Raw genomic sequence first — 26,255 nt, forward strand, 5'->3', positions numbered from 1 at the left:
CCGACCAGGCACGAGGTCAATCAATAAATTGGCATTGACAATGTGCACGCTGTTGAGTTCTCAAGGACCAGACGCACTCCCCGCTCGACCCATCACAGGTTCCGCCAGAGAGGCATTCGTCTTGTTCCACCGTCAGACACGTCGAATCACTTCGACTTCTTCGGGGGGATGTTGCCTGAGCGGGACCCCGTCCGGACTGCGCATCCAGGGCTTGCACCCTGTGACCGTCTCGGCCGTTCCGTTCTCCGCCTCAGCGGCAACGAGTGATTACTTTACACACGCCCCGGGGGCCCTGCCAACCGTCGTCCCTCCCGGGCGTGTCGCCGCAGGGTGAACGGCACGTGTCCCTCGGGCTTCCGGGGATCGACGGGGTGGGCGCGACCCCGGGAACGACGGAAGGCACGGTGCGAACCCGCACCGTGCCTCCCGAACGAACGAACCGGACCGACCTACTCAGCCGCTGCCAACTGCCCGCACGCCCCGTCGATCTCCTTGCCGCGGGTGTCGCGCAGGGTCGTCGGGATGCCGGCGGCGTTGAGTCGGCGGACGAACTCGTCCTGCACGTGCACCTCGGACGAGGTCCACACGGAGCCCGGTGTCGGGTTGAGCGGGATCGGGTTGACGTGCACCCAGCCCTTGCCGCGCTTGTTGAGCTTCTCGGCGAGCAGGTCGGCTCGCCAGGCGTGGTCGTTCATGTCCTTGATGAGCGCGTACTCGATCGAGACACGACGGCCCGTCTTGACGTAGTACTCGTGGGCGGCGTCGATCGCCTCGTCGGCCTTCCAGCGTGAGTTCACCGGGATGAGCTCGTCGCGGAGTTCGTCGTCGGGTGCGTGCAGGGACAGCGCGAAGGTGAGCGGGATGTTCTCGTCCGCCAGCTTCTTGATCGCCGGCACGAGGCCGACGGTCGACACGGTGATCCCGCGCGCGCTCATCCCGAGGCCCATCGGCTGCGGTGCGACCATCAGGCGCACGGCGTCCATCACCCGCTTGTAGTTCGCGAGCGGCTCCCCCATGCCCATGAACACGATGTTCGTCACGCGCTCGGCGTCGACCCGGTCCTGTCCGCCCTTGCGGGGATCACCCCCGAGTTCACCGGCGGCGATCGCGGCGTTGGCCCGGACGATCTGCTCGATGATCTCGGCGGTGGACATGTTGCGGGTCAGCCCCGCCTGGCCGGTGGCGCAGAACGGGCAGTTCATGCCGCACCCGGCCTGGGACGAGACGCACAGGGTGATGCGACCCGGGTAGCGCATGAGGACCGACTCGACCAGGGCGCCGTCGTGCAGCTTCCAGAGGAACTTGATCGTGTCGCCGTTGTCCGTCGCCAGCCGCCGGGTCTCGGTGAGGAGCGGCGGCAGCATCCCGGCGACGAGCTGTTCCCGCTGGGCGGCGGGCAGGTCGGTCATCTTGGCCGGGTCGGACGTGTAGTGCTGGAAGTAGTGGGTCGCGAGCTGCTTGGCGCGGAACCCGGGCAGGCCGAGTTCCTTCACGCGGGCCTCGCGTTCCTCGGCTGTCAGGTCGGCCAGGTGCACGGGCGGCTTGCCACGCTTCGGGGACGCGAACTGCAGGAGCGGGCGACCGTCGGTGTCGGTGGCCTGCTTCCAGCCCTCGGTGCGCGGGCGCACCTGCGGACGAGCAGACTGCTGCTGTTCGAACGGGGTGCGGGTGTCGGAAGCCATCACTCCAGGATACGGGAGGCCCGTGATCGGTGGGGACGCCCCGTCCGGGTGGTCCTGCTGGTCCCCACCACGGCAGCGCCTCGGGTGGTCGGTCAGCTCCCGGCGGGCAGGACGCGCGCGAAGTGGTGCGCCGCCGAGTACATCGGGACGATGTCGACGACCTCACCCGGGTGCGGTGCCTGCAGCACGAGGCCCTGGCCGAGGTACATGCAGACGTGGTCCTCGTCGGCGTACACGACGAGGTCCCCCGGCAGTGCCTCGGACTCGGGGATCGTGGTGGCGACGGCGTCCTGCGTCGGCACGTAGTGCACGAGCTGGATCCCCACCGCCTGGTAGGCGACCATCGTGAGCCCGGAGCAGTCGATGCCCTCGTGGCTCGCGCCGCCCTCGACGTACGGGTCCCCCATGTACTGCAGGGCGGTCTGCACGATCGTGGCCCGGTCGCCACCGGCCGAGAGCGCGGCGGACAACGCGGACTGTGCCTGCGCGGTCGTCACCCCGAAGCGGAGGTCGAGCGTCGGGTAGGACACGATCGTCGTCGTGGTGGTCATGCCGTCGGTGGAGACCACGGGGACCTGGACGTCGTGCGCCACCGTGAAGGTCTGGGCGTCCTGCGCCGTGGTCGTGCCCGAGCGGGTGTCGGTGGGCAGGGTGTCGGCGTTCGCGGGCAGAGCGAGCGTCAGGCTCGAGGTCACCGCGATCGCGGGGGCGAGCAGGATCGCGGCCCGCTTCGCGTTCGCGGAACGGCGGACGTGCCGCGGGTCGACGGCGCGCTCGGCCCGCAGGGTGGCGGTCCGGCTCAGCACCGCGCTACCGGCCGACGACGTGACGGGGGCGGGCCGCGGCTGCATCCGCACGGTCCGGGCCGGCTTCGGGTGCTCGACGAAGGTGGAGCGGGCGGCCGCGGGGCCGAGGGCCGAGCGGCGACCACGGGGACGGGACTGCTGCGTATCGGGCGTCAGCGGCGCGGGGTCGACCGCGGGGTGCGTGTGCGATCGCACGGGCTGACGGTCGTCGGCTGCTGCAGGCAGGGTGTGGCGTCCCATGGGTCCTTCCGGGTCGGGACCACTCAGCGGTCCGGAAAGTAACGTATTGGTCACGGCGGCGCTCGCGGCTGGGCAGCGCCGGAGTGTTCCTGCGGCTGGTCACAGGAACGAGCTCCGCTCGCAGGCGGCTCCGACGGTGCGCACGGGCGTTCTGGAGCCGGCCCGCGGCGGTGGCCCCGGGTTCAGACCGGCGTGACCCGCATGACGGCGGCGATCCGGGCCTCCCGGTCGGCCGCCAGGCGGTCGAGGCGGGCCGACAGGGCGACGACCGACGCGCCCACCGGGCTGTCCCCCGAGATGTCCCCCGGGATCGGGACCCCGGCGCGGACCGCGAGTGGCAGCACGCCCGCCCAGACGGCGTGGTCCTCACCGTCGGCCGGGTCCTCGCCCACCCCGTGGGCTCGGACCTTGACGCTCGCGTGGTCGAGGGGCAGCTGGAGGACCTGGGTGGCGCGGACCTCCTTCGCGGTCATCTCGCGCACCTCGGCTCGGCGGCCCGGCATGAGGTGGTCGGCCACCTGCCAGAGCGCTTCGGCGCGGAGGTCGGTCGGCACCACGGTCGCGCGCCCGGCGATCATCGCGCTGCGGTAGTTCGCCGAGCTGTCGTTGGTCGAGCGTGCGAAGACCAGGCCGTCCAGGTGGGTGACGGTGGCGGCGACCGGGACGCCCGCGGCCCCGGCGTCGAGGAACAGCCCACCACCGGTCGAGCCGTGCAGCAGCAGGACGGGGCCGCCGCCGAGGTCCCCGACGGCGCAGAGGAAGGGCAGCACGACCGGGTGGCCACCGCGGACGATGCCGACGTGGGCGACGTGCGCCTCGGCGAGGATCGCGTGCAGGACGGCAGGGTCGTCGGACTGGCGATCGCGCAGGCGGCGGACGCGGAGCGAGGGACCGTCGGTGGGCGGTTCTGGTTCGGAGCACGAGGTGGGCATGTCGTCACGCTAGGGTCACCAGTGGTCCGGTGCTTGGACCAGATCGGGGCGATCGCGGTGGACCAGTCGAGCAAGGTGTCGAGTGTGGCCGCGCGGGTGCGCGGGATGGTGCACGACGGCACCCTGCGCGAGGGCGATCCGCTGCCGTCGACGCGGGCGCTGGCGGCGGAGCTCGGGGTGGCCCGGGGCACCGTCGTCGCGGCGTACGAGCAGCTCGACGGCGAGGGGTACCTGCGGACACGGCACGGTGCCGTCGCACGGGTCGCGGCGGACCTGCACGGTCGAACCACGGGTGCGCCGCCGGCCGTCGGCACGGACACCGCCGGTTCCGGCTCCGGCGCGGTCGGCGTCGCGGCCGCTCCGCCGTCCGCTCCGCTGATCGACTGCCGTCCAGGGATCCCCGCCGTCACCGCCATCCGGCAACGGGACTGGCGGGCAGCCTGGCGCGCAGCGGCCTCGGCACCGCTCCGGAACGCGATCGCGGACCCGCTCGGCTCCCCTGACCTGCGGGCACAGGTCGTCGCCCAGCTCGGCCTGGCCCGCGGGTTCACGGCGACGGTCGACCGGGTGCTCGTGACCGCGGGGACTTCGGAGGCGTTGTCGCTCGTCACCGAGGCGCTGCGGGGGCTGCTGGGTCGCGCCCCCGTCGTCGCCGTCGAGGACCCCGGCTACCGCACCGGACACCGGGCGGTCACGAGCGCGGGCGGGTCGCTGGTGGGCGTCCCGGTCGGCGAGGACGGCCTCGACCTCGACGCACTCGAGGCGGCCGGACCGGTCGACGCCGTCCTGGTCAGCCCGACGCACCAGTACCCGCTCGGGTCGGTGATGCCCGTCGCCCGGCGCCGGCGACTGCTCGCCTGGGCCGCGGACACCGGCAGCGTGGTGGTCGAGGACGACTACGACTCCGAGTTCCGGCACCGCGGCGCTCCCGTACCGGCGCTGGCCGCACTCGATGTCGAGGGCTCGGTGCTGCACGTCGGCGGCTTCTCGAAGACGCTCGACCCCCGACTGCGGTGCGCCTCCCTCGTGCTGCCCGCTGCTGCCGGCGCAGCGGCTGGCTCCCCGCTGACGGACGCGGTGCTCGCCGCCCGTCGGGCTCGTGGCGCGGTCGTCGCCGAACCGGTGCAGGCCGCGCTCGTGCACCTGCTGCGGACGGGTGCGCTACGGCGGCACCTCGGTCGCGTGCGCCGCGACTACACGCACCGCCGGGCCCGGATCGCGGCTCGGCTCGGCGTCGTCGCCGGCCTGGAGGCCCGTGCCCTGAACGGCGGGCTGCACGCGGTGGTCACGTGGTCGGGTCCGGCCACCGGGGCGCAGATCGCACGTCTGCTGGCGGACGCCGGGGTGCTCGTCGCGACGCTCGAGGAGTACGGGCTCGCACCCGGCAGCACGCCGCCGGGCATCGTGTTCGGCTACGGCGCCGTGACGCTGCCGGAGCTCGACCGCGCGCTCGACGCGCTGGTGACGGCGGTCACGGCAACCTGACCAGGGCCGTCAGCCGCCGTACCGGGCGGTGCTCACGACGTTCGACCCGGCCCGCTGGCACGCAGTGTTCAGGGTCCGCCCGACGAGTTCCCATTCGGGATTCATCTCGAGCGCTGGCCCGGACTCCGGTGCGGGGTGCGCGTCGAGGTACTCGTGCGCGTAGTCGATCGCGTCGTCGAGCTCTTCGTCGCTGCTCGACAGGTGCTCGTAGCCGAAGCGTTCCGCAGCGATCAGCGCCAGGTACTGCGCCTCGGAGAGCTCGCCCTGGCTGCGGCCGACCGTCGCGTTCAGCGAGATCGTCGACAGCGCACTGATCTGGCCGCAGATCGCCGCAGCACTCCGGTCCTCCTCCATCGGGTCCGTCGCGCCGCCCGCGGGCCGGGCCTCCGAGGTCGGCTTCGGGCTCGACGTCGGCCGCGCCGCTGCGTCTGCGTCGGCGTCGGCCGAGCAACCGGCGAGCGAGCCGGACACGAGGACCGCGCTCACGACAAGGAGGGGCAGTGCGGACCGGAAGGAGACCATGGACGACATCGTGGCAGCGCCGTCGTGCCGTTCGCGCGGTCGTGTCCCGATCGAGACCTGGTCGAGACCGGATCGTGAGCTTGCGTCAGCGGGAGTCGGCGGTGCCGTTCTTCCGGGCGTTCACGAGGTCGGCGAGCGAGGGCTCTCCGGCGTCGCCGGGCAGTGCGTGTCCGCGGCGGGCGGCCTTGCGGACCTGGCGGTAGGTGGTGACGTGCAGGGGGTCCACACCGTCGGCGGACTCGTAGTTCGACGGGGCAGTGGTGGTGGGCGATTCGGTCATCGCGACGGACGGTACGCGGGCCGGGAGTCGCGGAACCACGTGCTGCGTTCCGCGGCCAAAGGTCGGGCGTGGGAGGTCCGGCGGGGCGCACCGGGCCTCCGAGACGGGTCAGAGGCTCGTCATGCCGCCGTCGACGCGGAACTCCGCTCCGGTGGCGTAGGACGACTCCGCGCTGGCCAGGTAGACCATGATCCCGGTGACGTCGTCGGGGGTGCCCGGGCGTCCGAGGGGCGTGCGGGCCACGATCGCGGCTCGGGCCTCGGGGTCACCGGAGATCGCCGACACGAGGCCGGTCTCGGTGTAGCCCGGTACGACCGTGTTGACCCGGATGCCGTCCCGCGCGTAGGCCATCGCAGTCGCCCGGACGAGTGCGTGGATGCCGCCCTTGGTCGAGGAGTACGCCGCGAAGTCGGCGCCCTCGCCGTTCAGGCCGGTCGGCGACCCCGTGGCGATGACCGACCCGCCGGCGCCGCTCGCGAGCATCGCCCGGACGGCGTGCTTGATCGTCAGGAACGTGCCGGTGAGGTTGACCGCGACCGTGCGGTCCCAGGTCTCGAGCGACAGGTCGGCGACCTTCGTGTCGTGGCCGAACAGCTGCACACCGGCGTTCGCGACCACCACGTCGGGGCTCGTGCCACGCTCGGCCAGTCCGGCGAACCCTGCGGCCACGCTCGCCTCGTCGGCGATGTCCATCGTCAGGCCGGTCGCGGTCGTGCCGGCTGCGGAAGCAGCACCGGCGGCCGCGCCGGCGTCACGGTCGGCGTAGACGACGGTGGCCCCCTCGGCCACGAAGCGGTCGGCGATCGCGCGGCCGATGCCGGACCCCGCTCCCGTGACGAGTGCGGTCCGGCCGTCGAGTCGTGCGGTCATGTGGGACTCCGTCCTCGGAGCAACGCCGCTCCGTCACCCCCATCATTGCCCAACCGGTTGACCGGTGCTAGGCATGCACCATGACTGCGACGTCGAACGACGAGATCGTGTCGGCCGGGCCCTGGCGTCTGGCCCTGCGCGAAGCCGAACTCGCCGACGTCACGTTCCGGGGCACGCTCGTCCTGCGCGCCGTCCGGTTCGTCGTCCGCGACCGCGACTGGCGCACCGCGGACGACACCGTGCTGACACGCACGGTGGACGGTGCGGGCGGGCGCATCCGCATCGAGTCCAGCGCACGGTACGACGGCGTCGAGGTCGTCCGCACCGTCCTCGAGGCCACGCTCGACGACGACACCCTGCGGGTCGCCGCGGTCGGGACGGCCACACGGGCCTTCCGCCGCAACCGCATCGGGCTCGTCGTCCTGCATCCGCCGACCCTGGCCGGGCAGCCGCTGACGGTGCGGCATCCGTCCGGTGGCAGCACCGCGACGGCGTTCCCGTTCTGGATCGCGCCGCACCAGCCGGCCGTCGACGTCGCCGGTCTCGACTGGGCTACGGGTCCGGTCGCACTGGCGCTCGACCTGACCGGCGACGTGTTCGAGACCGAGGACCAGCGGAACTGGACCGACGCCTCGTTCAAGACGTACTCGACGCCGCTCGCCGAGCCGTTCCCGGTCGCGATCACGCCGGGGACGACGGCCCGGCAGGGGCTCACCCTCCGAGCGACGGCGGTCGGTCCCGCAGGTGGTCCGGGCAGACGGCCGGGAGGCGCGGCCTCCCCCGCCTCGGACCTCGCGGTGCTCGACGGGCCGGCTCCGGGCGCCGTGGTCACGCCGCCGCCGACGCTCCAGCTCCTCGCGGGTTCGGCACCGGTCGCTGCGCGCCCGGACGACGCCGACCTGCTCCGCGGGTTCCCGATCCTGGTCGAGCCGACCCTCGGGGCCCCAGACGTCGGGGCGGTGCTCGCGTCGGCCCGGCGGGACGCGGGTGGCGCTCCCCTGGACGTCCGGTTCGCCACCGACGACCCGGTACTGCTGCGCGCGGCGATCGACGCGGTGCTCGAGGGCGGGCCGGTGGCCCGCGTCGGGGCGTTCGACCCGGTGTCGCACGTGACGACGCCGGCGCTGCAGCGGGCACTGCGCGAAGCGGTGGCAGCGGTCGGCGCGCTGGAGGTCGTCGCCGGTACCCGGGCCCACTTCACCGAGCTGAACCGGTCGATCGCGGTGTTCTCGGGCTGGGACGGCCCCCTGACCTGCAGTGTGACGCCGCAGATGCACGACCGGTCGCCCGAACAGGTGACCGAGTCGATCCGGATGCAGCGCTGGGTGGTGACAAGCGCCTCCAGGCTGGCCGCCGGCAGGGCGCTGCACGTCGGCCCGGTGACGCTGCGGCCACGGTTCAACGCGGTGGCGACGGCGACGACCCGGGTCGTGGCGGACGCGACCGTCGAGCGCGGGTACGGGCCGGAGAGCGTTCCGGACGCGACCGACCCGGCGCAGCACACCCCGACCGCCGAGCGGTGGTTCGCCGACGCGGTGCGGGCGCTGACGGTGCCCGGCGTGGCCTCGATCACGCTGGCCGAGGCGTGGGGGGCCGCGCGGGTTCGTGGCCGCCGACGGTACGGGGAACGCCCCGCCGGAAGGGGGTCGGCGGGGCGTTCCGGTCCGGGCGCGCTGACGGGTCGGCGCGGCGGTCGGTGACGGTGCGGCTCAGCGGCGGACGGCGTCGATCTTGAGCATCTTCGCGATGACCGAGTCGAGCTCGCTGTCGTCGAAGACCTGCTTCCAGTCCTCCTTGATGAGCTTCTCGCGGCCGTAGCCCATCGCGATGTGGCAGGCGTCGGAGAACGGGTTCGAGCCGCGCAGGCCGTTCGTCAGCGCGATCCAGGTGTGGCCGTAGAGCATGGCGCGGGCGGCCTCGCGGGGCACGCCGACACCGGTGACGGTCTCCTCGAGAGCATCGTTGAGGAAGTCGCCGATCATGCAGGCGATCGTCTCGACCAGGGTCGGCTCGAGCACGGCCAGCTGCTTCACCGTGACCCAGTGCACCTGGATGACCGGGGCGTACATCGTGGTGATGACGGCCTCGGCGACGGCCTTGGCGCGGTCGCCCTCGTCGCCGAGCGACTCCGAGGCGTCGAAGGCCGCGATGACCTCCTGCGGGGCGGCGATGCCACCGAAGGTGTCGTCCCACTCGGCCTTGGTGGTGCGCTCGAGGAACACCGACGGGTGGCACGGGTGCGCCACGGCGTAGTGGATGTCCTCGCGCTTGGCGAGGAGACCCGCGTAGGCGGCGGCCGGGTCGAGCGTCAGGATGCTGGCGCCTGACTTCATGACGGGGACGAGCTGCTCGGAGATGGTCCCGAGCAGGACGTCCGGGACGGCGAGGATGACGACGTCGGCGGCCTTCGCAGCGTCGAGGCTGTCGGTGAGCTCACGACCGAGGGCCTGGATGCGCTCCTGGCCGGCGGGCGAGGCCTCGCTGTAGAGGGTGGTGTACTCGCTCTTCGCGAAGTTGTTCGAGACGCGGGTGCCCATCTTGCCGCCGGCACCGATCACGGCGACGGTGACGTCGGCCGTGCCGGATCCGGCAGCGACGGTGTGGGGGGTGGTGACGGTGTCGGTCATGATTCCTTGCTCCTGATGTACTCGATGGTGTGTTCGGTCCACGCCGCTTCGATGCGGGTGGTGGTCTGTGCGGGTGTCTCCCCCGGCAGCGGTTCGGCGCCCGCGTGCTCGTCCTGCCACGGCAGCCAGAACTCGATGACGCGGTTGATCCCCCGGGTGTCTGGTTCGAGCGCGGCGCGGACGGCGTCGTGGTCGACGACCCCTGTGCCGATCGGGACGCCGGTGTACTGGAACCCGACCCAGCCCGGGGAGCGCGTGAAGGCGGAGTCCTTGACGTGCCAGTTGACGACGTGCGGGGCGGTCATCGCCACGACGTCCCGCGGGTGTTCGAGCCGGGCGACGGTGTTCGACGGGTCGAGGCAGATGCCGAGGCTGTCGGAGCCGATCGCCTGGACGACGGCGACGAGGTCGGCGGTGGGGACGACCTCGTAGGTCTCCAGCGCGAGGGTCACGCCCGCGCGCTCGTAGCCGGGGAGCGCCTGCCGCAGGCGTCGTTCGGTCTCGGCCGCGTCGGGCTGGTCGTCGCCGCTCGTCCACATGCTCCGCACGAGCGTGGCGCCGAGCTGCTGCGCGACGTGCAGGTACCGGGCGAGGTGCTCCGGCCGGGTGCCGCGGGTGCCGACCTCGAGCGTGAGACCGAGGTCGGCTGCCAGGGACCGGATCGAGGCCAGGCGCTCGTCGGTCGCGGTGTCGAGCGGCAGGTGGTCGCAGATCTGGAACAGGTCGACGCCGTCGTGGGTCGCGGCGTCGCGCAGGGCGTCGTCGAGGGACATCGGCGACGGGACGCGGTCGGACATGCGCCAGGAGTAGGCGTAGGTGGAGAGGCCGAGCAGGGAGGTCACGCCGGTGCTCCGTCCTGCGTCGCGGCCAGCGCCTCGGCTTCGTCGAGGATCGTGCGGATCGCCTCGGGGTCGTGGGCGAAGCGGCCGAGGAACAGGCCGCCGATGCGTCCGGCCCCGCGGGTCAGCAGGCCCGGACCGGCACTGCCGCCGTAGATCGCGACGGAGCCGGCGAGCTCCGGCCGGGTCGCCAGGTGCTGCTCGATGCCGGCGAGGACCCCGACGATGTGCTCGTCGGGCGCGGGCTGCGGGGCGCCGATCGCCCACACCGGCTCGTACGCGGCCGTGAGCGGTCCGGCGATGCCGTCGGCGGTCGCCGTGGCGGTGAAGCGGTCGAGCTGCGCGGTGACCTCGGCGATCGCGGCCGCGGGGTCGCCGTCGGCGGCGCGCTCGGTCTCGCCGATGCAGATCAGGGGCCGCAGGTGGTTGCGGTACGCCGCGTGCACCTTCCCGGCGATCTCGTCGTCCGTCTCGTGGAACAGGGAGCGTCGCTCGGCGTGTGCGATCTCGACGAGGTCGACCCCGATCTCCCGGAGTTCAGCACCGGAGACCTCGCCGGTGAACGCGCCGCTGTCCGCCCACGCCAGGTCCTGCGCGCCGAGCGTCACGGGGGCGTCCCCGATCACCGCACGCACCGGGACGAGCGCGGGGAACGTCGGCGCCACGAAGAGCTCGGCCGCGCCGGACCGCACCGCCGGGTGGCTCCGGGCGATGTCGGCCACGGCGGCCGCCCACTCGAGCGTCCGGGCGTGCGAGAAGTACATCTTGAGCGACACCCCGATCGTCACCGGGGCGGCCGCCGTGGTCGCGGGCATCAGGCGTCGGTCCCGACCGGGGCGGAGCCGTCGTAGGCACAGATCGCGTCGACCTTCTCGGCGCTCGCGCTCGTCCGGTCGAAGGTGTAGCCGAGCCACTCCTTCGCCATCCGGCGCGCGACCTCGACCCCGACGACGCGCTGGCCCATGCAGAGCACCTGGGCGTCGTTCGACAGGATCGAACGCTCCACCGAGAACGAGTCGTGCGCGGTCACGGCGCGGATGCCGGGGACCTTGTTCGCCGCGATCGCGACGCCGAGGCCGGTGCCGCAGATCAGGATCGCGCGGTCGGCCTCGCCGTTGGCCACCAGACGGGCGGCGTCGACGGCGACGTGCGGGTAGGCGGTGTGTCCGTCGGCGTCCACGCCCACGTCGACGACGGAGGCCACGCGGGGGTCCTTCGCCAGGTCGGCCTTGATGGCCTCTTTGTAGTCGAAGCCGGCGTCGTCCGAACCGACGACGATGCGGAACTGCTGCTCACTCATGCGGGTGTGCCTTTCGTGGTGGGGGTCAGGCGGGGACGGCGATGGTCGAGCGGACCGCGGCGGTGATGAGCGCGAACGAGATCGCTCCGGCGTCCGGAGTGCCGACGGCGTCCTCGCCGTGGGTGCGGGCGCGGCCCATCCGCGGCAACAGGTCGGCCGTGGCGTCCGCCGCCGTCTGTGCTGCGGCCGAGGCGGCCGACCAGGCGTCGACGAGTTCGTCACCGGCGTCGACCCGGGCGGAGAAGACCTGGTCGAACGGCACAAGCGCGTCGACCATCGTCTTGTCGCCGGGGACGGCCCCGAACGCCAGGACGGCTTCGGCGGCGGCGTGCACGGCGCTCTGGACGGTGGCGACCGACGGGCGTTCGTCGTCGCCGAGGACGCGACCCAGTGCCTCCAGGGCGGCGCCCCAGATCGCACCGGACGTCCCACCGGCCTTGTCGGACCAAGCGTCTCCGGCGATCGCGAGGACGCTGCCGGCGCCGGCGCCACGGGCGGCGGCGTCCTGCGCCGCACGATCGGCGGCGGTGGAACCGCGCTGCATGCCGATGCCGTGGTCGCCGTCACCGGCGACGGCGTCGATGCGGCCGAGTTCGTCGGCGTGCTCGTCGATGGTGGCGCGGATCGCGGCGATGGCGCTCGCGACGCGGGCGGCCGCGGCCTGGGACTCCTCGGTGCCGGGCGTCACGGGGACGACCACGCCGGCTTCGAGCACCTCGACCGGCACCGACTGCTGCGGGACGGCGCCGCCCTTGCGGTAGGCGGGGGCATCGGCCGGTGCTGCCCAGAGCTGTTCGAGTTCGTCGTCGAGCCAGAACAGGGTGAGCGAGACGCCCGCCATGTCGAAGCTGGTGACGAGTTCGCCGACCTCGGGCTCCACGACGACGATGCCGGCGTCGGTGAGCTTCCGCTGGACGGCGCCGAAGACGACGAAGAGCTCCTCGTACTTGACCGAGCCGAGGCCGTTGAGGATCGGGACGACGCGGGGGGTGGCACCCGTCGTGGTGCCGTCGGGGCGCTCGGTGAGGAGCTCGTCGACGAGCAGGTCGGCCAGGCCGTCGGCGGTGGGGACGTCGGCCTCGGCGATGCCGCGTTCGCCGTGGATGCCCATGCCGATGGCCATGCGTCCCTCGGGGACGGTGAAGAGCGGCTCGTCGGCGCCGGGCAGGGAGCAGCCCGAGAACGCGACGCCGAAGCTGCGGGTGCGGTCGTTGGCCCGGGTCGCGATCGCGGTGACCGCGTCGAGGTCGTCGCCGCGTTCCGCGGCCGCTCCGGCCACCTTGAACACGCAGAGGTCCCCCGCGATGCCGCGGCGCTGGTGCGCCCGGTCGGCTGGCGCGGACGCGACGTCGTCGGTCACGCGGACCGTGCGGACATCGATGCCCTGTGCCTCGAGTGCCCGTGCCGCCGCGTCGAAGTTCAGGACGTCACCCGCGTAGTTGCCGTAGCTCAGCAGCACCCCACCGCCGTGCTCCGACGCCTTCGCGACGGCGGTGACCTGCTGGGCGCTCGGGCTGGCGAACAGGTTGCCCATCGCAGCACCGGCCGCCAGGCCGTGCCCCACCAGGCCGCCGAAGGCCGGGTAGTGGCCGGAGCCGCCGCCGACGACGAGCGCGACGGTGCCCTCGGGGCTGGTGGTGGAGCGGGCGACGCCGCCGTGCACCCGGCGGACCCGGGCGCGGTTGGCGGCGACGAAGCCGTCCACCATCTCGTCGGCGAAGTCCGCCGGGTCGTTGAACAGGCGGGTCATGCGCCGGCCTCCTTCGCGATCGCGGTCGGTCCGTCCGTGGCGGCGACCGCGGTGTCGGCTCCGGACGCCGCGGCAGCTGCTTCGTTGCGCTTCGTGGTCCGGCCGAGCACGAACATCAGCACGCTCGACAGCACCATGAAGAAGCCGACGATGAACATCGGGACCTGGTACCCGCCGGTCCACTCGCTGACGGCACCCGTGATGTACGGGGCGGCGAAGCCACCGAGGTTGCCGACGGTGTTGATGAGGGCGACCCCAGCGGCTGCGGCGGCACCGGTCAGGAACTGCGTCGGGACCGTCCAGAAGTTCGGCAGCGCCGCGAAGATCGCACACGCGGTGATCGCGATGACCGCGACGGTGGCGGCCGGGCTGTTCATGTAGAGCGCGACCGGGATGCTCAGGCCGCCGACCAGGGCCGGGACGGCGATGTGCCAGACCCGGACACCACGACGGAAGGCGTCACGCGACCAGAAGTACAGGACCACCGCGGCGGGCACGTACGGGATGGCCGTGATGAGGCCCTTCTGGAACAGGTCGAACGTGGTGCCGAACTGCTCCTGGAAGCCGTCGATGATCGTCGGCAGGAAGAAGCTGAGTGCGTAGAGGCCGTAGATGAAGCCGAAGTACACCGCGGCGAGCATCCAGACACGGCCGGAGCCGAAGGCCGCACGCAGGCCGCCCTTGCCGTGGCCGGCTTTCTCCTGGTTCTCCTTCGCCAGGGCGCCCTCGAGCCAGAGCTTCTCGTCCTCGTCGAGCCACTTCGCCTGCGACGGCTTGTCCTTGAGCACGAAGAGGCACAGGACGCCGACGATGATCGCCGGGATCGAGACACAGAGGAACATGAAGCGCCATCCGGCCAGGCCGCCGAGGATCCCCTCGTGGGTCATCAGCCAACCGGCGAGCGGGGAACCGATGACGCTCGTGAGCGGCTGCGCGAGGTAGAAGAGCGCGAGCATCTTGCCGCGGTGCCGGGCCGGGACCCAGGTCGACAGGAACAGGATCGCGCCGGGGAAGAAGCCGGCCTCGGCGATGCCGAGCAGGAAGCGCAGGCCGACGAGCTGCGGGTAGTTCTGCACCCACGTGAAGAGCAGGGACACGATGCCCCACGTGATCATGATGCGGGCGAGCCAGACACGCGCGCCGAACTTGTGCAGCGCGAGGTTGGACGGCACCTCGAGCACGAGGTAACCGATGAAGAACACACCGGACGCGAAGCCGAACTGGGCGGCGGTCAGGCCGAGGTCGGCCTCCATGCCGTTGGGGGCGGCGAAGGAGATCGCGGTGCGGTCGAGGAAGTTGATGAAGAACATCAGTGCCACGAACGGCACGATGCGGATCGCGATCTTGCGGATGGCCGTCTTCTCGACGACCGAGGTGGGGATGCCTCGCGTGGCGGGGATGTCCACGATGACTCCTGCTCGGTGGGGGTGGTACGACTCCCGTCCTGGCGGCTGCGCCGGGACGGTCCGTGCTGCTGCGCGGATCGGGAGCGGGCGCATCGGTGCGCCTGATCCAGTGTGCGGCGCGGGTAAGCAACTTGTCAACCGGTTGACCATTCTCCGCGTTTCATGCCTCCCGTATGGACTGCTCGAGGCGCGTGCGTTGCTCCCCTGCAACCGGTTGACCGACCGGTACGCTCACTGCATGCCCGCGTTCAGCCCGGACGACCCCCTCAACATCCGACTCGAACTCGAGTCCGTGCCCGTCGGGTCCCCCGCCTCGGTGGTCGCCCGACAGCTGGTCTCGCTGCTCACCGCCGGCGAGCTGGCCCCCGGCTCACGGCTGCCCTCGGAGCGGATCCTGTCCGAGCGGCTCGGCGTCGGACGCTCGGCCGTCCGTGAGGCCCTCGCCGCCCTCGAGATCCTGGGCATCGTGCAGATCCGCCCCGGCTCGGGCACCTACCTGCGCGGAGGCACCTCGGACCTGCTCCCGACGACCCTGTCGTGGGGGCTCATGCTCGCGTCGAACCGCACCCGCGAGCTGCTCGAGATCCGGTCCTCACTGGAGCGCACGGCAGCGATCCTCGCCGCACAGCGCGCCACCGACGAGCAGATCACCGAACTCGGCGAGTACCTGGTCCGGCAGGAGGCGACGCTCGACGACCCGCAGGCGTTCATCGACGCCGACGTGCGGTTCCACGTCCTGCTGGCGCGGGCGTCGGGCAACGACGTGCTCGCGGACCTGCTGCAGAGCCTGCGCTCCATGCTGAGCGTCTGGGTCGCGCGGCGCGTGCAGACCCGGCAGGCGACCGAGGCCGCGTTCCACGAGCACCGCGCCGTCTTCGAGGCCCTGCGCGCGCGCGACGTGCCCGCCGTTCAGCGCGCGATGGACGCGCACATGGCCACGGCGAGCGCCCGCATCGAGCACGCCGAGCCGCTGCCCGCCGACGAGTAGCGGGCGCGTGCGCTCGGGCTCGCGCTCGCTCGCGGGCGCGCTCGTACGCGCTCGTGCGCGCTTCGTGAGCAGGAATGGTCGGGTCCCTCGAGCCGACCCGACACCTGCTGCTCACGATCCGGGCGGACGGGAGGCACGGGTCGCGCCCGCCTCGCACGGTGCGGGGTTGCCGGGTCGGCAACACCGCTTGGGTCCGGCCCGGCAGGTGCGCTGGAGTGTGAGCATGCACACCCACCACGACGGCTCCGCCGCCGGAGCCGCCACCGATACCACCGCCGAACCGTCCGTCCGGGACTGGTGGGAGGCCCGCTACGCCGAGCGCGACGGCATCTGGTCCGGCCGGGTGAACGCCGTACTCGCCTCGGTGACGTGGGGCCTGCCGGTGGGGCGGGCGCTCGACCTCGGCTGCGGCGAGGGCGGCGACGTGGTGTGGCTCGCCGAACAGGGGTGGGACGTGACGGGGATCGACCTGTCGGTGACGGCGCTCCAGCGTGGTTCACGGGCCGCGGTCGCCGCCGGGGTGGAGGACCGGACGGCCTTCGTCGCCGCGGACCTCGCCCGGTGGGACACCGCCGCGCGGTACGACCTGGTGACGGCGTCGTTCCTGCAGTCGTGGCCGGTGGAGATCCCCCGAGCCGACATCCTGCGTCGGGCCGCCGACTTCGTCGCCGCCGGTGGGCACCTGCTCGTCACCGCGCACGCCGCTCCCCCGCACGACGACCTGCCGCCGGAGCTGCGGGAGTACCGGTTCCCCGCGCCGGCCGACGACCTCGCCGCCCTGCAGCTCGACGACCGCTGGGACGTCCTGGTCGCCGAGGTCCGGCCGCGCACCGCGACGACGCCGAAGGGTGATCCGCACGAGGTGCTCGACAGCGTCGTGCTCGCCCGACTGACACGCGGGTAGCGTCGGTGGCGTGAGCACCGAGGACGGCATCCGCGCACTCGTCGTGGACGGTGTCGAGGTCGCCCTCGAACGCGACGGCGCCGGCACGGTCGCCACGTCGTCCCCTCGGCCGTCCCTGCACCCGGTCCGCACCCTCGGCGGCACCGTCGTCAGCGCGTACCACCCGGTCGACCACGCCTGGCACTGCGGGGTCGGGGTCGCGATCCCCGACGTCGACGGCGTGAACTGCTGGGGCGGCCCGACCTACGTCCACGGCCGCGGTTACGTCTGGCGCGACGACCACGGCGCGGTCGAGGTGGTGCACGCGGAGCAGCACGACACGACGTCCGCCGAGCACCTCGTCTGGCGTGGCCCGGACCGCACCGTGGTCCTGCGCGAGGACCGCACCCTGCGCTGGCGCGCGGTCACCAGCGGGTGGGAGCTGTCCTGGTCGTCGTCGTTCCGCACCCCTGGCGACTCCCCGGTGCACCTCGGGAGCCCGGGCAGCAACGGCCGGACCGGAGCCGGCTACGGCGGCTTCTTCTGGCGGTTCCCCGAGTGCACGGGAGTGGTCGTCCAGACCGCCGACGCCGAGGGCGAGGCCGCCGTGCACGGCTCGGCCGCTCCCTGGATCGCCTGGTCGGCGCTGTTCGACGGTGGTCCGGCCACGATCCGGATCGAGGCCCTCGACCACGACGACCCCTGGTTCGTCCGCGCCGAGGAGTACCCCGCGATCGGCTCGGCCCTGGCGTGGGACTCCCCCGCCGTCGTGCAGCCCGGCACACCGCTGGTCCGCTCGTTCCGCGCGACGATCACCGACGGCGGTACGCTCGCCCGATGAGCACCGGGGACTGGGAGTCACGCGTCGCGGCGCTGTGGGACGACGAGACGATCGACGATCAGCAGCGGATCGAGCGCATGCGCGACCTGGCCGCCGACGCTCCGCACCCCGCACTCGGCGCGTTCGAGCTCGGCGGCGCCTTCGACTCGGGCGGACACGAGGCCGACGCCGACGTGCAGTACGCCGCCGCGGCCGCAGCCGGTCTGGACACCGTCGACCCGGACCGTGCGGCCCGGATGGTCGTCCAGCACGCCTCGACGCTCCGGAACCTCAACCGGGTCGACGCTGCGATCGCGATGCTCCGCGACGCGCCGGAACACCCCGCCACCGGGGCGGCGCCGCGCGTGTTCCTCGCGCTCGCACTGCACAGCGCGGGGCACTCCGCCGAGGCGCTACGCGTCGCGATCGAGGCCGTCGAGCCGACGCTCCCCCGGTACCACCGGTCCGTCCGTGCCTACGCGGCGGCCCTCACCGAAGCCTGACGCGTCAGGCGTTCCGGCGCTGCAGCGCGTCCGCAGCCTTGCCGAGCAGCCAGTTCACGGCCCACCCCAGCACGCCGATCACGGGCAGCGCGAGGATGACCACCGTCCACAGCACCTTGACCAGCTGCGTCCGGCGACGATCGCGCCAGACCTGCACCAGCGCCACGGCCTCGAGCGCCAGCAGCACGAGGAGCACCACGGTGTGTGCCCCCGACACGTTCGTGAACACGAGCAGTCCTCTCCGCGGCGACGATCGTCGCCCGCATCGTCGACAGTAGGGCCTGCCCGGACGCGACCGCGTCATCCGTCCGACTGATCGCGTGGGCGGGTCAGGCAACGGCGCGGGCGGGCGGGCGCGTCAGGCGATCACGGTTTCGCCCCGTGCGAACAGCTCACGGGCCCGACCGGCGGAACACCCGGGTCGGCGCGCGGAGCCACTCCGGCATTCCGCCCACTCGGCAGCGCCAGCCGACGCGCGCGGACCCCCACCACCGCGAGCGGGCGAAACACCCGGGTGGCCGCGCGGAGCCACCCCGGCATTCCGCCCACTCGGCAGCGCCAGCCGACACGCGCGGACTCCCACCACCGCGAGCGGGCGAAACACCCGGGTGGCCGCGCGAAGTCACCCCGGCATTCCGCCCACTCGGCAGCGCCAGCCGACGCGAGCGGCCCCCCGGCACCGCGAGCGGTCACGACACACCGCTCGCAGGTGGTCGAGCGGCCGCGGACCGTCGCGCGGCAGCGCGCCAGGCGACGGGACGCGACCGCTCGGCGGACGGCGTCGGCGCGGCGGTGGGCGCGACCACCGCTCGGTCGGGAGGCGCGGTGCGGGCTGGCACCGTGCCTCCCGTCAGGCGGTGTGGTCGCCGACCACCCGTGGGACCGGCAGCGAGTCGCTGGTCGTGCGCAGGGACTCCTGGCGGATCTCGAGCTGCGAGACGGCGAGCGCCGCCAGGTCACGGAGGTTCGCGAGGTCGTCCTCGGTGGCCTGCCGCGGGCGGGTGTCGAGAACGGCGAGGGTCCCGATCGGCGCCCCGTCGTGCTTGACGAGCGGGACGCTGACGTAGAAGCGGATGCCGAGCGGGCCGGTGACCAGGGGGCTGTTCCGCATCTCGGGGTGCGCGGAGCCGTCCGGGATCACGACGGGGACGGGGACCGGCGCGAAGCCGTTGCGGAAGCTGATGCTGCGGGCCGCCTCGTCGACGCCCTCGGCGATGTACGACTGGGACCACTCGCGGTCCTCGTCCAGGACCTCGACCAGGGCGATCGGTGCGTCGAAGAGCCGGGCCGCCATCGCCGTCGTGCGCTGCAGCGATTCGTCGGGCAGGGTGTCGAGGGTCGCCGGGCGATCGGTGTCGTGCCGCGTCGGCACCGGGGCCGCCTCGTCGGTCGGCTCGACCACATGGTCGGCCGTGGCGGTCTCGGCGATCACGACGTCGCGGAGCATCGTGACCAGCTCGGCGCCGAGCGGACGGGCCGCTGGGTCCTGCGCGGTCATGGCACGGAGCAGGTGCTTCCAGTGCTCGGGCAGGGGCTCGGGGACCACGGGGTCGCGGGACAGGCGGGCGACGGCGGACTCGACGAGCGAGCCCGGGAACTCGCGGCGGCGGGTGAAGCACTGCAGCAGCACGAGGCCGAGCGAGTAGACGTCGCTCGGCGGGCCGACCTCGCCGCCGCGCGCCTGCTCGGGGCTGAGGTACGCGGCGGTGCCGGTGGTCACACCGTCGGCGGTCAGGCGTTCGACGCCGGCGGCGAGCGCGATGCCGAAGTCGGTCAGGCGTGCGCGGGCGCGGTCGGAACCGTTGCCGTAGTCGACGAGCAGGATGTTCGACGGCTTGATGTCGCGGTGCACGACGCTGTGGGAGTGGATGTAGTCGAGGGCCTCGGCCATGTCGTAGCCGATCTCGGCGATGTGCCGCGAAGCGAGGGGCCCGACGGCCAGACGCTCCTCGAGGTCCTGCCCGACGACGAGTGACATCACGATGTAGCGCTGTTGCGTGCCGTCCTGCCCGGTGACGACTCCGGCGTCGAGCAGGCTGACGAGGTTGTGGTGCTCGAGCGACGCCAGCACGCCGAGTTCGGCCTCTTGCCGGGCGATGTCGACGATGCCCGCGTGGAAGAGCTTGATCGCGACCGGGCGGTGCAGGCTCTCGTCCACACCCCGGTAGACGACGGACATGCCGCCCTGGCCGATCGCCTGCTCCAAGCGGTACCGACCGTCGAGCAGCGGCGCGCCCGCGTCGTGGTCTTCCGTCGGGATCATCCAACCCTCGTTCTCGGCTCCAGCACCAACGATGCATCTTCGCATCCCGACGGGTATCTCGTTCACCGGCGACGTTTCGCGGCTGAACGGGGCCGTGCGGCCTCGCAGAACACCGGTGTTCGCGGGTCGAACACGCGCAGACCGCGGTTCAGCCTGCGAACACCGGTGTTCTGCGCACCCACCCCGTCAGCGACGCGTCGCGACCGTGCTCACACGGAGGTCCTCGAAGGTGCTGGTGAAGCCGGAACCCCCGAGCGAGATGAGCCCGACGCGGGGCGCACTGCCGAGGTCCGCCGTCCAGGTGCCGCCCCGGACGAAGTGCCGCCCGTCGAGACTCGTGTACGCCGTGTACCGGTCCTCACCCCGGACCTGGCGGTGGACGATCCGGAGCGTGGTGGTGTCCCCGACCGGACCGACGACCATGTTGCCGTAGCTCGGTGCCCCGGCCGGTTGACCGGACACCTGCTCGCCGAACTCAGTCTGGCGCGTGTTGAAGATCGAGTTCGACGTCAGCCGGACGTAGTCGCCGTCGCTCCCGTACACGATCAACCCGCCCTGCACGTAGTTGCGGCCGTCACCCGTCGCGGGGGTGTCGACGCCCACGGTCGTCTCGACCACCCAGTCGCCGCGGGGTGCCGGCTCGGACAGGACCGATGCGAGCGGGGTCTGCGGCGGGTGGATGTCGGCGTCCTGCGTCTGCCACCGGAGCGTGCCGTCGGCGACGGTCCAGGTCGAGGCGTCGGGCTCCCGCGTCCAGGTGAGCGCAGGCGGCAGCGTGGTGCCGTCGAACGAGGTGGACAAGCTGCGGATGGTCCGCCCGGGCACGTCGTCCGGGACCGCACGCGGCCGGTACGAGGCACGCTGCCCCGGCTTCGCGGCGGGGCCGGGCTGCACCGAGTCGGAGGGACCGGCACCGCCGCGGACGACCGGCCAGCCGCCCCGCCAGTCGAGCGGGTCGATCAGCGCCGGCCGCTTCGTGTACGTCGGCTGCCCCGCGTAGTACGGGTCGTTCCGGTCGGCCGCGTGGTAGATGATCCAGTCCTGGCCGGCGAAGTCGGTGACCACGGTGTTGTGGCCGGTCCCGACCCACCGGTTGCCGTTCTGCGCGAGCAGGGGCGTGCCACCGACGCGGGTGCTCGTGATCGCCACGCCGTCGCGGTCCGTGAACGGTCCGAGGGGGCTGCGGGACCGGGCGACGAAGACGCCGTAGCCGGTCAGGGCACCGTTGCAGCAGTTCGTCGCGGAGCCCATGAAGTACCACCAGCCGCCGTGCCGCATCAGGTACGCGCCCTCATAGCGGTTGTCGATCGCGATCTGCCGCTCGGTCGACGGGTCGGAGCGCAGCCCGTCGGCGCTGAGTCGTCGGACGTTCACGCCGCCGAAGTAGCTGCCGAAGTACAGGTAGGTCGTCCCCTTGTCCGTGATGACCTCGGGGTCGAACGCCCATCGCGCGCCGTCGCCGTTCGGTGCGGTCTGCGGTGCCACGACCGGGCCGCCGGAGTCCTTCCACGGCCCCGTCGGGCTCGAGCTCGTCGCCACCCCGACCGCGGAGCCGCCGCCGCTCGGTCCCGTCGCCGACGGGGTGTCCGACGCCGCGTAGTACAGGTACCAGGTGCCGGCCCGGCCACGGTCTCCGGCGCGGTACACGACGTCCGGCGCCCAGATCCCGTTCGCGTCGCCGACCCACGCCGGCTTCGTCGGGAACGCGTCGTTCACGTACGTCCAGTGCGTCAGGTCGGTCGACCGGTAGGTGGGCACCGCGTGCTGCACGAGGGACCCGTCCGGGTTCTGCTCCGTCGCGGTGAGCGCGTCGGTGGTGCAGTACAGGTACCAGTTGCGGTCGCGTCCGGCTCCGTGGATCACCGTCGGGTCCGCGCAGCTCGCGGCCGTCTGCCCGTCCGGAAGGCTGAGTGCGACGGGGTTCTGGTGGCTGGGTGCAACGCGGCCGTGCCGGCTGGCGGGACTCGACGCCACGGTCGTGGTGGTCGCCCGGGTGGTCCCTCCCGGCACCGCGGACGCATCCGCCGGTGCGGCCTGGAGGCCCGTGGTCGCGACGCCGAGGAACGTCACGACGGCGAGGAGTGCGGTGGACGATCGGCGCATGCCTGACCTGCTCTCGTCGTTGAGGGAGGTGCTGCTGGAGGGACTGCGGGTGTCGACGGGCGACGTGCGCGAGCGTACGCTCGGCTCGACGAAGGAGTCATGCCATGCCCGCGAGGTTCGTCTACTGGATCAACGTCTCCGTCGACGGCTTCGTCGAACGGGCCCCCGGCGAGCACGACGGCCCGGACGGACCCGACTGGATCCGGATCGACGAGCCGCTGCACCGCGAGTTCAACGCCCGGGCCGCCGCGATGACCCTCTCCGTCGAGGGCCGCGTGGTGCGAGACATGATGGACCCGTTCTGGCCGGACGCCCGGCACGACGAGTCGATGCCGCAGTACCTGCGCGAGTACGGCGAGATCTGGACCGCGCAGCCGAAGGTCCTGGTGTCCAGCACCCGGACGACCGCCGACCACGACACCCGGGTCATCGGTGGTGACGGCGACGCGATCGCCGAGCTGGCCGCGATCCGTGCCGACGGGGAGGGCGACATCGGCGTGGGCGGACCGAGCATCGCGAGCCAACTGCTCGACGCCGGACTGCTCGACGAGGTCATGCTCTTCACGCACCCGTCGGTGCTCGGCGCCGGCCGACCGCTGTTCGATCCGCCGCTCTCGGGGCACCGGCCGCTCGTGCAGCTCGACCTGCTCGAGCAGCAGCGGTACGACAACGGCGTCACCCTGCACCGCTACGACGTCCGGCGGTCCTGAGCCCTCGGGGCGTCAGTCCTGGTCGGGATCGGTGGCGATGATCCGGACGTACCAGGCGCTGTCCCGGTCGCTGTCGAACCCGTTGAAGGAGACGCTGTCCGCTCGGCGACGCAGCTCCGGTGGAAGGTCGATCCGCTGTGCACCGTCCCGGCAGGACATCGGCTCCGTCGGTTGGGTCTGTGCGGCGCCCGCCGACCCGATGGTGAAGGCGCCCCTCATGTGCCCGTCACCGAAGCACGAGAACTCGAGGTGGTCGACCGGCTCCGGGTGCGGGAACGTGATGGTGACGCCCGTGCCCGGGTCGTCGCTGTCGTCGTCCCCGGGCGACACCGCGGCGAACAGGACGCCGAGTTCGGCATCCGGCTCGACCGCTCGCTGCCGCTTCTCCCATGCGTGCAGCGCAGCCTCGTCGACGGGCGGCGGCCCGGCGCAGCCGGCCAGCAGGAGCACACCCGCGATCGCGGGCAGGAGCAGGGCGGGAACGGAACGCACGCTGTGAGCCTAGTGACGCGGTGTGCCCGCACCGCGGAACGACGGGAGGCGCGGTGCCGGCCGGCACCGCGCCTCCCGTCCGTGGGGTGGTCGCGTCAGACGTCGCGCCGGCGCGCGAGCGTCAGGGCGAGGCCACCGATGACCAGGACCTCGGCCGCGAGGACGCCGAAACCGCCCCATCCGTTGAGCACGACTCCGCTGGTGTCGGCCTCGCTCGCGCCGTCGTACGCGTAGGCGTAGAGCTGGCCGCCCGCCATGTCGGGCAGGAACGCCGCGATGTTCGTCGGCCACTCGACGTTCATCAGCCCGGCCATCAGGCCCAGCACGACCGGCAGGACCAACAGGATGCCGAGCGTGATCGCGATGCCGCCGGCGCTCGAGCGGACGAGCAGACCGATGCCGTAGGCGAGGAGCGCCAGCAGGGTCAGGAAGACCGACGAACCGAGGATCGGCATGAAGACCGACGGGTCACCGATCTCCGGCTCGACACCGTTGCCGGCGAGCAGCGGGAGCGAGATGAGGACGCCGATCCAGGTGGCGACGGCACTGACCACGAACGTCGTGACGGCGAGGACGGTGGCCTTCGCCAGGATCACGCCGGTGCGACGGGGCTCGGCGGTGAAGGTCGAGCGGACCTGGCCCGTGCCGTACTCACCGGTGATGATGAGGACGCCGAGCACGCCGACGACGAGCGACGAGAGCAGGACGCCGACGGTGTTCGCGTTGACGAACGTGCCGTTGGCGATGTCCGTCGGCATGTCCTGCCCGCCGCTGTTCGTGTTCGCACCGACCAGCGCGGCCATGCCGATCGTCACCACGACCAGGATCGCGTAGCACCAGAACGTGGACCGGATGCTGCGCAGCTTGATCCACTCGCTCCGCACCAGGTGCGGGAACGACAGGCGGGTCGAGCCGCTCATCCGAGTCGACGGCGTGGTGGGCGAGGTGGTGGCGCTCATCGGGTGCCCTCCGATCGGTACTCGACGTCGTCGCGGGTGAGGGCCATGTAGGCCTCTTCCAGGCTCGCGCCGGTCGGGGTGAGTTCGTGCAGGGGGACGCCGGCCTGCGCGGCGATGTTGCCGACCGTCGGGGCGTCGGGCCCGACGACGAGGAACGATCCGTCCTCGCGCTGGGTGACCGCCGCGTTCGGGCCGATCGCGGTGAACAGGCCGTTCGGGTCCGGCGTGCGGACGATGACGCGGCTGACGGCGGCATCGGTGCCGGCAGCGGCGCCGCCACCGGCGACGAACTCGGCGATCGGGGCGTCGGCGAGGACCTTGCCCCGGCCGAGCACGACCACGCGGTCGGCGGTCTGCGCCATCTCGCTCATCAGGTGGCTGGAGAGGAACACCGTGCGACCGTCGGCGGCCATGCGGCGGGCGAGCTGCCGCACCCAGAGCACGCCGTCCGGGTCGAGGCCGTTCACCGGCTCGTCGAGGATCAGCGTCTTCGGGTCGCCGAGCAGTGCGGCAGCGATTCCCAGGCGCTGCCCCATGCCGAGCGAGAAACCGCCGACGCGCTTCTTCGCGACGGAGTCGAGGCCGGTCATGTCGATGACCTCGTGCACGCGGGACTTCGGGATGCCGTGGGTCGCCGCGAGGGAGAGCAGGTGGTTGTAGGCGCTGCGGCCCGAGTGCACGGCCTTCGCCTCGAGCAGGGCGCCGACCTGCCGGAGCGGGTCGCGGAAGCTCGTGTAGGGCTGGCCGTTCACGGTGGCGCTGCCCGACGTGGGCCGATCGAGCCCCATGATCATGCGCATCGTGGTGGACTTCCCGGCGCCGTTGGGCCCGAGGAAGCCGGTCACACTGCCGGGACGCACGACGAAGGAGACGTCGTCCACGGCGGTCTTCGGACCGTACTGTTTGGTGAGATGGCTGACTTCGATCACGGCCTCGACGCTACGGGAGGGGCCGTCGGCGCCGCGTCCGCCGTTGGGGGGAGATGTGTGCTCCCACAGGGTGACGCGGGCGGGGGCTGGGGGCGGGTCACGCTGTTCCGCGCCGTTTCGCGCTGGGCGACAGTTCACGCGCGCGGTGGCCCGTGAGGTGTCGCTGGACGCGAGAGTCCGGCGCGCAGACGGGTCCGAACAACCCCCAAAGAGCCATTTGACGGTGCCGGGTACGGGGGCAACGATAGGCGCATGTCCAGCCTCCAGTCCCTCCGGGCGACCGCCCACCCGATCCGGCTCCGCCTGCTGTCGCTGGTGACGAGTTCCGCGATGAGCGCCGCCGAGGCCGCGCGGGAGCTCGGGCTCTCGCAGGCCGCCGCGAGCTACCACCTGCGCGTCCTCGAACGGGCCGGACTGGTCGCCGTCGTCGAGGTCGTCCGGCTCCGTGGCGGCGAGGCGAAGCGGTACCGGCACGAGTCGTCGTCGCAGGCATTCGGCCCTGACGCCCGATCTGCCGATGACGCTGACGACGTCTCGATCGAGGACCAGCTCGTCTACGTCGAGGCCCAGGTCGAGGAACTCCGGCGGCGGGTGCGACAGCGGACGACGGGGCCCGGCGTCTCCACCGACGCCGAACTGTGGGTGGCCCCCGAGACGTGGCGACGCGTGGTGCACCACGTCGGCCAGGCCTCCGCCCTGCTCCACGCCGCAGCGCAGCGCCCCCGCACCCCGGGCACCGTTCCGGTGTCGATGACCGTCTCGATGTTCCCGATGCGGCGACCGTGAGCGCGTCGACCACGGGCGTCCTCGGCCACGCGCCGTTCCGCTGGCTGCTCGCCGCCCGCACGGTGAGCATCCTCGGCAAC

Annotated in this window: 26 protein-coding genes; 8 read left to right on the plus strand and 18 right to left on the minus strand. The window is 72.6% G+C overall.

Annotated features, from left to right (window positions below; genetic code table 11):
• Positions 1 to 449 precede the first annotated feature (449 nt).
• From rlmN to H7A73_RS16330, 3 genes are all read right to left on the minus strand, one after another.
• Positions 450 to 1,682: a 23S rRNA (adenine(2503)-C(2))-methyltransferase RlmN gene (gene rlmN, locus H7A73_RS16320; protein WP_182066918.1), complete on the minus strand. Its 1,233-nt coding sequence runs from the start codon at positions 1,680 to 1,682 to the stop codon at positions 450 to 452.
• Positions 1,683 to 1,774: 92 nt separating this feature from the next.
• Positions 1,775 to 2,683, minus strand: coding sequence for a C40 family peptidase (locus tag H7A73_RS16325; RefSeq protein WP_220456637.1), 909 nt, complete (start codon positions 2,681 to 2,683; stop codon positions 1,775 to 1,777).
• A 227-nt stretch (positions 2,684 to 2,910) separates the two neighbouring features.
• Entirely contained in the window at positions 2,911 to 3,660 is a 750-nt protein-coding gene (locus tag H7A73_RS16330; protein ID WP_182066920.1) for a pyridoxamine 5'-phosphate oxidase family protein, read from the minus strand.
• Positions 3,661 to 3,693: 33 nt separating this feature from the next.
• Here H7A73_RS16330 and H7A73_RS16335 point away from each other — a divergent pair, with 33 nt between their 5' ends.
• On the plus strand, positions 3,694 to 5,145 hold the full coding sequence (locus tag H7A73_RS16335; protein ID WP_182066921.1) for a PLP-dependent aminotransferase family protein: 1,452 nt from the start codon (positions 3,694 to 3,696) through the stop codon (positions 5,143 to 5,145).
• A 9-nt stretch (positions 5,146 to 5,154) separates the two neighbouring features.
• On the opposite strand, the gene H7A73_RS16340 is transcribed toward H7A73_RS16335, so the two are convergent.
• From H7A73_RS16340 to H7A73_RS16350, 3 genes are all read right to left on the minus strand, one after another.
• Complete coding sequence (locus tag H7A73_RS16340; protein WP_182066922.1) at positions 5,155 to 5,667, minus strand: hypothetical protein; 513 nt, start codon at positions 5,665 to 5,667, stop codon at positions 5,155 to 5,157.
• 85 nt (positions 5,668 to 5,752) lie between these two features.
• A complete protein-coding gene (locus H7A73_RS16345) occupies positions 5,753 to 5,947 on the minus strand; it encodes a hypothetical protein (RefSeq protein WP_071406076.1) in 195 nt (64 codons plus the stop codon).
• A gap of 108 nt (positions 5,948 to 6,055) precedes the next feature.
• A complete protein-coding gene (locus tag H7A73_RS16350; protein ID WP_182066923.1) occupies positions 6,056 to 6,817 on the minus strand; it encodes an SDR family NAD(P)-dependent oxidoreductase in 762 nt (253 codons plus the stop codon).
• Between the two features lie 80 nt (positions 6,818 to 6,897).
• Between H7A73_RS16350 and H7A73_RS16355 the strand changes: the two genes are divergently transcribed.
• Positions 6,898 to 8,517 (plus strand): hypothetical protein, encoded by a 1,620-nt coding sequence (locus tag H7A73_RS16355; protein ID WP_182066924.1) that lies wholly within the window; start codon positions 6,898 to 6,900, stop codon positions 8,515 to 8,517.
• Positions 8,518 to 8,526: 9 nt separating this feature from the next.
• Here the strand turns inward: H7A73_RS16355 and H7A73_RS16360 are convergent, their stop codons facing one another.
• The 6 genes from H7A73_RS16360 to H7A73_RS16385 are packed head-to-tail and all read right to left on the minus strand — an operon-like array spanning position 8,527 to position 14,739.
• Positions 8,527 to 9,444, minus strand: coding sequence for a phosphogluconate dehydrogenase C-terminal domain-containing protein (locus H7A73_RS16360; protein WP_182066925.1), 918 nt, complete (start codon positions 9,442 to 9,444; stop codon positions 8,527 to 8,529).
• Positions 9,441 to 10,286, minus strand: a complete 846-nt coding sequence (locus H7A73_RS16365; protein ID WP_220456638.1) for a sugar phosphate isomerase/epimerase family protein — start codon at positions 10,284 to 10,286, stop codon at positions 9,441 to 9,443. Before H7A73_RS16365 ends, H7A73_RS16360 begins: the two co-directional genes overlap by 4 nt.
• Complete coding sequence (locus tag H7A73_RS16370; protein ID WP_182066926.1) at positions 10,283 to 11,098, minus strand: triose-phosphate isomerase family protein; 816 nt, start codon at positions 11,096 to 11,098, stop codon at positions 10,283 to 10,285. The genes H7A73_RS16365 and H7A73_RS16370 overlap by 4 nt, the downstream gene beginning before the upstream one ends.
• On the minus strand, positions 11,098 to 11,583 hold the full coding sequence (locus tag H7A73_RS16375; protein WP_182066927.1) for a ribose-5-phosphate isomerase: 486 nt from the start codon (positions 11,581 to 11,583) through the stop codon (positions 11,098 to 11,100). Before H7A73_RS16375 ends, H7A73_RS16370 begins: the two co-directional genes overlap by 1 nt.
• Positions 11,584 to 11,608: 25 nt before the next feature.
• A complete protein-coding gene (locus H7A73_RS16380) occupies positions 11,609 to 13,333 on the minus strand; it encodes a dihydroxyacetone kinase family protein (RefSeq protein WP_182066928.1) in 1,725 nt (574 codons plus the stop codon).
• Positions 13,330 to 14,739: an MFS transporter gene (locus H7A73_RS16385; RefSeq protein ID WP_182066929.1), complete on the minus strand. Its 1,410-nt coding sequence runs from the start codon at positions 14,737 to 14,739 to the stop codon at positions 13,330 to 13,332. The genes H7A73_RS16380 and H7A73_RS16385 overlap by 4 nt, the downstream gene beginning before the upstream one ends.
• A 238-nt stretch (positions 14,740 to 14,977) precedes the next feature.
• On the opposite strand from H7A73_RS16385, the gene H7A73_RS16390 reads away from it, so the two are divergent.
• The 4 genes from H7A73_RS16390 to H7A73_RS16405 all read left to right on the plus strand — a co-directional run bounded on the left by H7A73_RS16390 (position 14,978) and on the right by H7A73_RS16405 (position 17,933).
• Positions 14,978 to 15,727 carry a FadR/GntR family transcriptional regulator gene (locus H7A73_RS16390; RefSeq protein ID WP_111093734.1) on the plus strand — a complete coding sequence of 250 codons (750 nt, stop codon included), beginning with the start codon at positions 14,978 to 14,980 and terminating at the stop codon, positions 15,725 to 15,727.
• Between the two features lie 223 nt (positions 15,728 to 15,950).
• Positions 15,951 to 16,631 carry a class I SAM-dependent methyltransferase gene (locus H7A73_RS16395; protein ID WP_182066930.1) on the plus strand — a complete coding sequence of 227 codons (681 nt, stop codon included), beginning with the start codon at positions 15,951 to 15,953 and terminating at the stop codon, positions 16,629 to 16,631.
• Between the two features lie 10 nt (positions 16,632 to 16,641).
• Positions 16,642 to 17,451, plus strand: a complete 810-nt coding sequence (locus tag H7A73_RS16400) for a PmoA family protein (RefSeq protein ID WP_182066931.1) — start codon at positions 16,642 to 16,644, stop codon at positions 17,449 to 17,451.
• The gene (locus H7A73_RS16405) at positions 17,448 to 17,933 is read left to right on the plus strand and encodes a tetratricopeptide repeat protein (RefSeq protein WP_182066932.1); all 486 of its coding nucleotides are present in this window, start codon (positions 17,448 to 17,450) and stop codon (positions 17,931 to 17,933) included. Before H7A73_RS16400 ends, H7A73_RS16405 begins: the two co-directional genes overlap by 4 nt.
• Before the next feature lie 4 nt (positions 17,934 to 17,937).
• On the opposite strand, the gene H7A73_RS16410 is transcribed toward H7A73_RS16405, so the two are convergent.
• From H7A73_RS16410 to H7A73_RS16420, 3 genes are all read right to left on the minus strand, one after another.
• On the minus strand, positions 17,938 to 18,162 hold the full coding sequence (locus tag H7A73_RS16410; RefSeq protein WP_182066933.1) for a PLDc N-terminal domain-containing protein: 225 nt from the start codon (positions 18,160 to 18,162) through the stop codon (positions 17,938 to 17,940).
• Between the two features lie 621 nt (positions 18,163 to 18,783).
• A complete protein-coding gene (locus H7A73_RS16415; protein ID WP_182066934.1) occupies positions 18,784 to 20,196 on the minus strand; it encodes a protein kinase domain-containing protein in 1,413 nt (470 codons plus the stop codon).
• 186 nt (positions 20,197 to 20,382) lie between these two features.
• The gene (locus H7A73_RS16420; protein WP_182066935.1) at positions 20,383 to 22,299 is read right to left on the minus strand and encodes a family 43 glycosylhydrolase; all 1,917 of its coding nucleotides are present in this window, start codon (positions 22,297 to 22,299) and stop codon (positions 20,383 to 20,385) included.
• A gap of 104 nt (positions 22,300 to 22,403) precedes the next feature.
• Between H7A73_RS16420 and H7A73_RS16425 the strand changes: the two genes are divergently transcribed.
• Entirely contained in the window at positions 22,404 to 23,009 is a 606-nt protein-coding gene (locus tag H7A73_RS16425) for a dihydrofolate reductase family protein (RefSeq protein WP_182066936.1), read from the plus strand.
• Positions 23,010 to 23,021: 12 nt separating this feature from the next.
• On the opposite strand, the gene H7A73_RS16430 is transcribed toward H7A73_RS16425, so the two are convergent.
• The 3 genes from H7A73_RS16430 to H7A73_RS16440 all read right to left on the minus strand — a co-directional run bounded on the left by H7A73_RS16430 (position 23,022) and on the right by H7A73_RS16440 (position 25,389).
• Positions 23,022 to 23,501, minus strand: a complete 480-nt coding sequence (locus H7A73_RS16430) for a hypothetical protein (RefSeq protein ID WP_182066937.1) — start codon at positions 23,499 to 23,501, stop codon at positions 23,022 to 23,024.
• A gap of 95 nt (positions 23,502 to 23,596) precedes the next feature.
• On the minus strand, positions 23,597 to 24,460 hold the full coding sequence (locus H7A73_RS16435; protein ID WP_182066938.1) for an ABC transporter permease: 864 nt from the start codon (positions 24,458 to 24,460) through the stop codon (positions 23,597 to 23,599).
• Positions 24,457 to 25,389 carry an ABC transporter ATP-binding protein gene (locus H7A73_RS16440; RefSeq protein ID WP_027465129.1) on the minus strand — a complete coding sequence of 311 codons (933 nt, stop codon included), beginning with the start codon at positions 25,387 to 25,389 and terminating at the stop codon, positions 24,457 to 24,459. The genes H7A73_RS16435 and H7A73_RS16440 overlap by 4 nt, the downstream gene beginning before the upstream one ends.
• Before the next feature lie 252 nt (positions 25,390 to 25,641).
• On the opposite strand from H7A73_RS16440, the gene H7A73_RS16445 reads away from it, so the two are divergent.
• The gene (locus tag H7A73_RS16445; RefSeq protein WP_182066939.1) at positions 25,642 to 26,175 is read left to right on the plus strand and encodes an ArsR/SmtB family transcription factor; all 534 of its coding nucleotides are present in this window, start codon (positions 25,642 to 25,644) and stop codon (positions 26,173 to 26,175) included.
• Positions 26,176 to 26,255 lie beyond the last annotated feature (80 nt).

It is taken from the genome of Curtobacterium sp. ME12 (assembly GCF_903970855.1).
Taxonomy (GTDB): Bacteria; Actinomycetota; Actinomycetes; order Actinomycetales; family Microbacteriaceae; genus Curtobacterium; species Curtobacterium poinsettiae_A.